The 7,183-nt window shown below is 66.9% G+C and carries 5 protein-coding genes and 1 pseudogene; 1 reads left to right on the top strand and 5 read right to left on the bottom strand.

The features are described 5' to 3' along the window. Nucleotides 1–1,092 (bottom strand): annotated as a pseudogene (locus tag SFU54_RS05960) (ribonuclease E/G); the annotation flags it as partial. Nucleotides 1,093–1,478: 386 nt separating this feature from the next. On the opposite strand from SFU54_RS05960, the gene SFU54_RS05955 reads away from it, so the two are divergent. Further along, complete coding sequence (locus tag SFU54_RS05955) at nucleotides 1,479–2,111, top strand: vitamin K epoxide reductase family protein (RefSeq protein ID WP_319015373.1); 633 nt, start codon at nucleotides 1,479–1,481, stop codon at nucleotides 2,109–2,111. A 30-nt stretch (nucleotides 2,112–2,141) separates the two neighbouring features. Here SFU54_RS05955 and ndk read toward each other — a convergent pair whose 3' ends face one another. The 4 genes from ndk to ileS form a co-directional block, all read right to left on the bottom strand. Beyond that, nucleotides 2,142–2,564: a nucleoside-diphosphate kinase gene (ndk, locus tag SFU54_RS05950; RefSeq protein ID WP_319015372.1), complete on the bottom strand. Its 423-nt coding sequence runs from the start codon at nucleotides 2,562–2,564 to the stop codon at nucleotides 2,142–2,144. A 45-nt stretch (nucleotides 2,565–2,609) separates the two neighbouring features. Beyond that, nucleotides 2,610–2,996, bottom strand: a complete 387-nt coding sequence (locus SFU54_RS05945; protein ID WP_319015371.1) for a DUF4233 domain-containing protein — start codon at nucleotides 2,994–2,996, stop codon at nucleotides 2,610–2,612. Continuing rightward, nucleotides 2,993–4,357 (bottom strand): folylpolyglutamate synthase/dihydrofolate synthase family protein, encoded by a 1,365-nt coding sequence (locus SFU54_RS05940; RefSeq protein WP_319015370.1) that lies wholly within the window; start codon nucleotides 4,355–4,357, stop codon nucleotides 2,993–2,995. Before SFU54_RS05940 ends, SFU54_RS05945 begins: the two co-directional genes overlap by 4 nt. Next, a partial coding sequence (gene ileS, locus SFU54_RS05935) for an isoleucine--tRNA ligase (RefSeq protein ID WP_319015369.1) occupies nucleotides 4,354–7,183 on the bottom strand: 2,830 nt, incomplete at its 5' end. The genes ileS and SFU54_RS05940, both read right to left, overlap by 4 nt.

The raw sequence follows: 7,183 nt of genomic DNA, 5'->3' as shown, positions 1-7,183 counted from the left end.
GAGGTAGCGACCGGGCAGGCTCACTTGGCTCGTGAGGCGAGCGCCCTTGTGTCCGATGGGGTCTTTCGTGACCTGCACGAGCACCTTGTCGCCGGGCTTGAGCGCGAGCTCGATGCGACGCGGCTGGGTCTTGCCGTCGCTGTCGAGAGCGGCGGAATCCCAGTCGACCTCGCCCGAGTAGAGCACAGCGTTGCGGCCGCGACCGATGTCGACGAACGCGGCCTCCATACTCGGCAGCACGTTCTGCACCTTGCCGAGGTAGACGTTGCCGATGAGGCTCGACTCTTGCGAACGAGCGACGTAGTGCTCGACGAGCACGCCGTCTTCGAGCACGCCGATCTGGATGCGCCCGTCTTTCGAGCGCACAATCATCTGGCGGTCGACACTCTCGCGGCGCGCGAGAAACTCTGCCTCGGTGACGACCGGGCGGCGACGGCCGGCGTCGCGGCCATCGCGGCGGCGCTGCTTCTTGGCCTCGAGTCGCGTCGAGCCCTTGATGCGCTGGGGTTCGGTGATGACCTCGGCCGGGCGGCGCGTGCGCGAACGCGTCGTCGTCTCGTCATCACGCGTGCCCGACTCGGCACGAGTCGCGTCGCCCTCGGCACCGCCGCGCGTGCGGCGAGACCGTGAGCGGCGACGGCTCGTGACCGCACCCTCGTCAGACTCATCGAGCTCGAACGGGCCACGGCCGTTTCGACCAGTAGCGGCGCTCGACCCGCGCGGGGCGACCGTCTCGACCGGAGGCGCAAAGAAGAGCAGCGAGGTGGTCGATTCGGGCTTGAGCTCGGGAAACACCGGCGCGGCCGGCGCGGCCTCGGCCGCATCGCCCTCGGGCGCGGTGTCGCGTTCTGCGGCGGCGGGCTCGGCCGGGTCACCCTCGGCAGGGTCGGCCTGTGCGGGCGCTACTTCGGTGGGGGCGGGGGCAGCCGCATCCGTCGTCAGCGCGTCGGCAACCGTGTCTGGTTCAGCAAGCGGGCTGCCATCGAACCCCGGCTCGCCCTGGGCGGCGTGGTCGCTGGCTTTCTTGGGGGCACGCGATGCGAACAATCGCGTGCGCTTTTTGGCTGTCTTTTCGTTTTCGTCACTCACCATCGCTGGTGCACTCCTCAACCGTGTGGGCCGCGCCCAAACGGGAAATCTTGGGTGAAAGAAAGGTCTTTCGCCGAAACTGTTCTGTTGTGGTCGGCCACGCCCCCGGGATCGAGTGCTGCGCTGGCTGACGCTGGCGATGCTGACCCTGTCACGGTCGGTCACTGCCGCCTCACCTGCCCTGTCACGGCGGTGGAGCTGAGGAAACTGGCTATTCCCCGCGGTCGCGGCAATCGGTGCCGCAATACTGGCCTGGTAACGCCCAGAAAGCTTGTGTGTCTGTCATCGCGAGCGCGGCTGGCGACGACTGGCCCTCATTATCGCACGGACTCGCCAGGTCAGGACCTTCGGCCCCACCGCACGGCGCGCCTGGCCGAGATAATTGACGCGTGACCACGACTGAATCCGTTGCGCTCGAGAACCCTTACGCGACCCGCCGACCAATCGGCATGGGCATCTTTCTCATCATCACCGGAGCCATCGGCTGGTGGGGTGCCATGGAACTCATCACAGAGAGAGTGCGCCTGCTGCTCGATCCCGAGTACACCCTCAACTGCGACATCAACCCGCTCATCTCGTGCGGAAACGTCATGGCGTCGTGGCAAGCGTCGCTCCTGGGCTTTCCGAACCCGCTGCTCGGGGTCGCTGGCCTAGTCGCTCCGATCGCCGTCGGTGTGGCCTTGCTCGCGGGGGCCCGTTTCGACCGGTGGTTCTGGTGGGCCTTTCTGACGGGCGTCGCCGGAGCCTTCGTCTTCATCCACTGGCTCTTCGACCAGGCGGTCTACCAGATCGGCGCGCTGTGCCCCTGGTGCATGCTCGTGTGGCTCATGGTCATCCCGATGTTCTGGTTTCTGCTCTTCTGGACGCTCAAGACACAGAAGCTCACCAACAACGCGCGCACACAACGGTTCGCTGCAGCCGTATGGCCTTTCACGTGGGTCATTGTGCTGACAAACCTCGTGGCAATTGCCGTGGCGATTCTCGTGCAGTTCCCGACCCTGATCAGCCTGCTCCTGGGCTAGGCCGCCTCAACCGGCCGACGAGCTCTCGGTTTAGGCGAACCAGAGCTCGAGTTCGCGCGCGGCGCTCTCGGGCGAGTCAGAGCCGTGCACGAGGTTCTGCTGAACCTTCAGGCCCCAGTCACGGCCAAGGTCACCACGAATCGTGCCGGGGACTGCCGTCGTCGGATCGGTCGTTCCCGCGAGCGAACGGAAGCCCTCGATGACGCGATTGCCCGCGACGCGCGCGGCCACCACGGGGCCCGACTCCATGAACTCGAGGAGCGGCTCGTAGAACGGCTTGCCCTCGTGCTCGGCGTAGTGGGCGGCGAGCAGCGAGCGATCGGGCTGCACAAGTCGCAGGTCGACGAGCTGGTAGCCCTTCGCCTCGATGCGGCGCAGAATCTCGCCCGTGAGGTTGCGAGCAACGCCGTCGGGCTTGATCAGCACGAGGGTCTCTTCGACGGTCGTGGTCATGTGGGGCTCCTTGAAGTGAGGGTGATCGGGATGCGCGAGAAGACGTTACGTGGCCGCGCGCGTGGCGGCGTCGAGTTGCGTGCCCTTGACGAAGCAGTAGATCCAGAATCCCACGAAGATCGCCGCCGTGACGGCCGCAAGAATCTCGATGAACCCGGTTGAGAGCAGCACCACCTGCAGCACGTGGCCAAACCACACGCCCCAGCGGTAGCGCACGACCCGCGTGGCGATGAGCAGCAGCAGCACCAGCGCGCCCCCCACGCCGAAGACGATGCCGGGAGGCGCGACGTCGAGGCCGTTGATCGCGAGCGTGCCGAAGATGACCGCGAGCACCTCCATGCCCAGCGTCACGGTCAAGAGCGACTCGAGGGCGCCGCGCTCACGCTTCGGGCGGCGGGCGGGTTCGTGGGGGGTGTCGGAGGTGTCGGTCACAGCATCCAATTCTGCTCGCGCGCGATGAGCATCGCCTGACCGACCACTGTGATCGAGCCCGTGACGAGAATCGCGTCGTTGGGGCCGGCCTCATCACGCGCCTCGGCGAGGGCGACGGCAAGGTCAGGCTCGGTGCGGACGCGGTCGAGGCCCGCCACGGCGGTCACCGTCTCGGCGAGCTCGTCGGCGTCGACCGCTCGCGCCGAGTCAGAGCGCGTCACGATGAACCGGTCGACAATCGGGTCGAGCGCCTCGATGATGCCGCGGTCGTCTTTGTCGGCGAGCACGCCGACAATCGCCGTGATCGAGTCGAAGGCGAACGACTGCATGAGGGCACGACCGAGCGCTTCGGCGCCGTGCGGGTTGTGAGCGGCGTCAACGAGCACACTCGGCTCGATGCCGATGAGCTGCAAACGGCCCGGGCTCGTGACGGTGGCGAAACCCTCGGCGAGCACGTCGTCGGCGAGCCGTTGGGTGCCGTCGCCCAGAAACGACTCCACCGCGGCGATCGCCACCGCGGCGTTGTGCGCCTGATACTCGCCGAACAGGGGAAGGAAGATGTCGCGATACTCTCCGGCGCGGCCCCGCACATCGATGAGTTGACCGCCGACCGCGAGGCGAGCATCCGTCAGCGCGAAGCCCACTTCTTCGGCCACGACCTCTGCTTCGTTGTGACCGGCGGCGTTCATGAGTTCGATCATCGCGGTAGCGTCTTGCACGGCCGTCACGACCGTGGCCGCGGGCTTGACGATGCCGGCTTTCGTGCGGGCGATCTCGGCCACGGTGTCGCCGAGAAAGCGCGTGTGATCGAGCGCGATGGGCGTGAACACAGCAACATCACCGTCGGCCACATTGGTCGAATCCCACTCGCCGCCCATGCCCACCTCGATGACGGCAACATCAACGGGAGCATCAGCAAAGCTCGCGTAGGCGAGCACCGTGAGCGCCTCAAAGTTGCTGAGCGCGGGCTCGCCGTTCGCGGTCAACTCGGCGTCGACCATGAGCAGGTAGGGCGAAATGTCATCCCAATTGTCGGCGAGCGCGCGGTCGGCGATGGCCTCGCCATCGATCACGATGCGCTCGTTGATGCGCAACAAGTGCGGACTCGTCAGCAGGCCCGTGCGCAGACCGTAGGCGCGCAACAGGCTCTCGATCATGCGCGCCGTCGAGGTCTTGCCATTCGTTCCGGTGATGTGAATGACGGCAAAGCTGCGCTGTGGGTCACCGAGCAACTCTACCGCGCGACGCGTCGCCTCGAGGCGCGGCTGCGGGCTTGCCTCACTGCCGCGAGCGATGAGCGCGGCGTGCACGGCCTCGGCAGCGGCGCGGTCGTCGGCCGCCTGGCGGTCGGCCCCACTCACGCGCGTGCCACCGAGACGGTGACGGATGCTCCGTCGCCGACAACTGTCGCCTCACCCTCGCCCGCGGCGCCCACGTGCAGCGACGTGGCAAGGGTCTCGGCGCTGATGAGCTCGCGGTGCGCCTCAATCGCGGCACCGGCCGCGGCGTCGTCGCAGCCGAGCGTCAGCGCGATGCGGTCGCTCACATCGAGGCCCGCGTCTTTGCGCGCTTGCTGCACAGCGCGAATGACGTCGCGCGCGAGGCCTTCGGCCGCGAGCTCGGGGGTGACGCGCGTGTCGACTAGCACGAATCCGCTGCCGGGCAAGAACACGACGGCCGCGGCGGGGTCGTCGAGCTCGAGCTCGAGGGTGTACTCCCCCGCCTCGAGCGGCACACCGCCAACGACAACGGTGTCGCCGTCGAGCAGCCAGTCGCCCGCCTTGGCGGCCGCGATGACCTGCTGCACCTGCTTGCCGATGCGCGGGCCCGCGGCACGCGCGTTGACGGCGAGGCGGCGCGCGATGCCGTAGTCGTCGACGAGGCTCTCGTCGAACTCGACGAGCGTGACCTCCTTGACGTTGAGCTCGTCGCGCACGATGTCGCTGAAGTCGGCGAGCGCCGCGGCCCCGGGCGTCACGACCGTGAGGCTCTGCAGGGGAAGTCGCACGCGCAGCGACTGGGCCTTGCGCAACGCCAGACCCGAGCTCGCGATCGCGCGCACGCGGTCCATCGCGGTGACGAGCGACGCGTCGGCCGGGAAGTCCTCGGCGAGCGGCCAATCGGTGAGGTGCACGCTCTCGCCGCCCGTGAGGCCGCGCCACACCTCTTCAGCCACGAGCGGCGCGAGCGGCGCCGCGAGGCGGGCGAGAGTCTCGAGCACCGTGAAGAGCGTGTCGTGGGCATCCCGATCATCGCCCGCCCAGAAGCGGTCGCGCGAGCGCCGCACGTACCAGTTCGTGAGCACGTCGGCGAAGTCGCGCAAGGCAGCCGCAGCCATGGGGGCATCGAGTGCCTCGAATTGCGTGGTCACCTCGACGACGAGGTCTCGTGTCTTGGCGAGCACGTAGCGGTCGAGCACATTGCTCGAATCCGTACGGCGCTCGGCCGCCCCCAGCGTGCCGGCGTTCGCGTAGAGGCTGAAGAAGTAGTAGGTGCTCCACAGCGGCAGCAAGAACTCGCGAACGCCCGCGCGAATGCCGTCTTCGGTCACGACGAGGTTTCCACCGCGAATCACCGAACTCGACATCAGGAACCAGCGCATGGCATCGGCACCGTCGCGCTCGAAGACCTCGCTCACGTCGGGATAGTTGCGCAGGCTCTTCGACATCTTCTGGCCGTCATTGCCGAGCACGATGCCGTGGCTGATGACGTTGCTATAGGCCGGGCGATCGAATAGAGCCGTGGCGAGAATGTGCATCGTGTAGAACCAGCCGCGCGTCTGCCCGATGTACTCAACGATGAAGTCGCTCGGGTTGTGACTCTCGAACCAGTCGGCATTCTCGAAGGGGTAGTGCACTTGGGCGAATGGCATCGATCCCGAGTCGAACCACACGTCGAAGACATCCTCGATGCGGCGCATGGTTGAGCGCCCCGTCGGGTCGTCGGGGTTGGGGCGCGTGAGCTCGTCGATAAACGGGCGGTGCAGGTCAACCTCGCCCGCGGCGTTGCGCGGCAGGGTGCCGAAGTCGGCCTCAAGCTCGGCAAGCGAGCCATACACGTCGACGCGCGGGTGGTTGGGGTCATCGCTCTTCCACACTGGAATCGGGCTACCCCAATAGCGGTTGCGGCTGATCGACCAGTCGCGCGCACCCTCGAGCCACTTGCCGAACTGCCCGTGCTTGACGTTCTCGGGCACCCACGTGATCTGCTCGTTGAGCTCGAGCATGCGGTCGCGAATCTGCGTGACGCGCACGAACCAGCTCGAGACAGCCTTGTAGATGAGCGGGTTGCGGCACCGCCAGCAGTGCGGGTAACTGTGCTCGTAGCTGCGCACCTGCACGAGACGGCCCTGATCGCGCAGCATGCCGATGAGGGTCTTGTTGGCGTCGAAAACCTGCAGCCCGGCGACCTCGCTCACGACGTCGAGAAAACGACCGCCGTCGTCGACCGAAATGATGATCGGGATGCCCGCGGCAGCACACGTCGCTTGGTCGTCTTCGCCGTACGCGGGCGCCTGGTGCACGATGCCCGTGCCCTCACCCGTAGCGACGTAGTCGGCGACGAGGATCTGCCACGCGTTCTGCGTGCCCCACACTTCGGCGTCGGCGTAGTAGTCCCACAGACGGTCATACTGCACGCCACCCAGGTCTGCGCCGCGCACGGTGCGCACGACCGCGGCTCGCGCCTCGTCGAGCGAGGCGAACCCGAACTCTTTGACGTACGCACCGAGGGTGTCGGCGGCAAGCAAGAACGACTCGGCACCGGCCTCGACGACCACGTAATCGATCGCCGGGCCAACGGCGAGCGCGAGGTTTGTGGGCAGCGTCCACGGCGTCGTCGTCCAGGCGAGAGCCTTAACCCCCGTGAGCCCCAGCGCTTCGGCTTTCTCACCGACGAGCGGAAAACTCACCGTGACCGACTGGTCTTGACGCATCTTGTAGACGTCGTCGTCCATGCGCAGCTCGTGGTTCGACAGCGGGGTCTCGTCGCGCCAGCAGTAGGGCAGCACGCGGTAACCCTCGTAGGCGAGGCCCTTATCGTGCAGAGTCTTGAAAGCCCACAGCACGCTCTCCATGAACGTGATGTCAAGCGTCTTGTAGTCGTTCTCGAAGTCGACCCACCGCGCCTGGCGCGTGACGTAGTCTTCCCACTCTTTCGTGTAGACGAGCACACTCTCGCGGGCCTTT

The sequence above is a fragment of the Microcella sp. genome (assembly GCF_033763155.1).
In the GTDB taxonomy this organism is placed as follows: Bacteria; Actinomycetota; Actinomycetes; order Actinomycetales; family Microbacteriaceae; genus Microcella.
The sequence above is the reverse complement of the archived record's forward strand: the minus strand, read 5'-3'. Positions and strand labels throughout refer to the sequence as shown.

Excerpts from the sequence above, each read along its gene's own strand:
- ndk (WP_319015372.1), bottom strand. The coding sequence starts at position 2,564 with ATGACCACGACCGTCGAAGAGACCCTCGTGCTGATCAAGCCCGACGGC.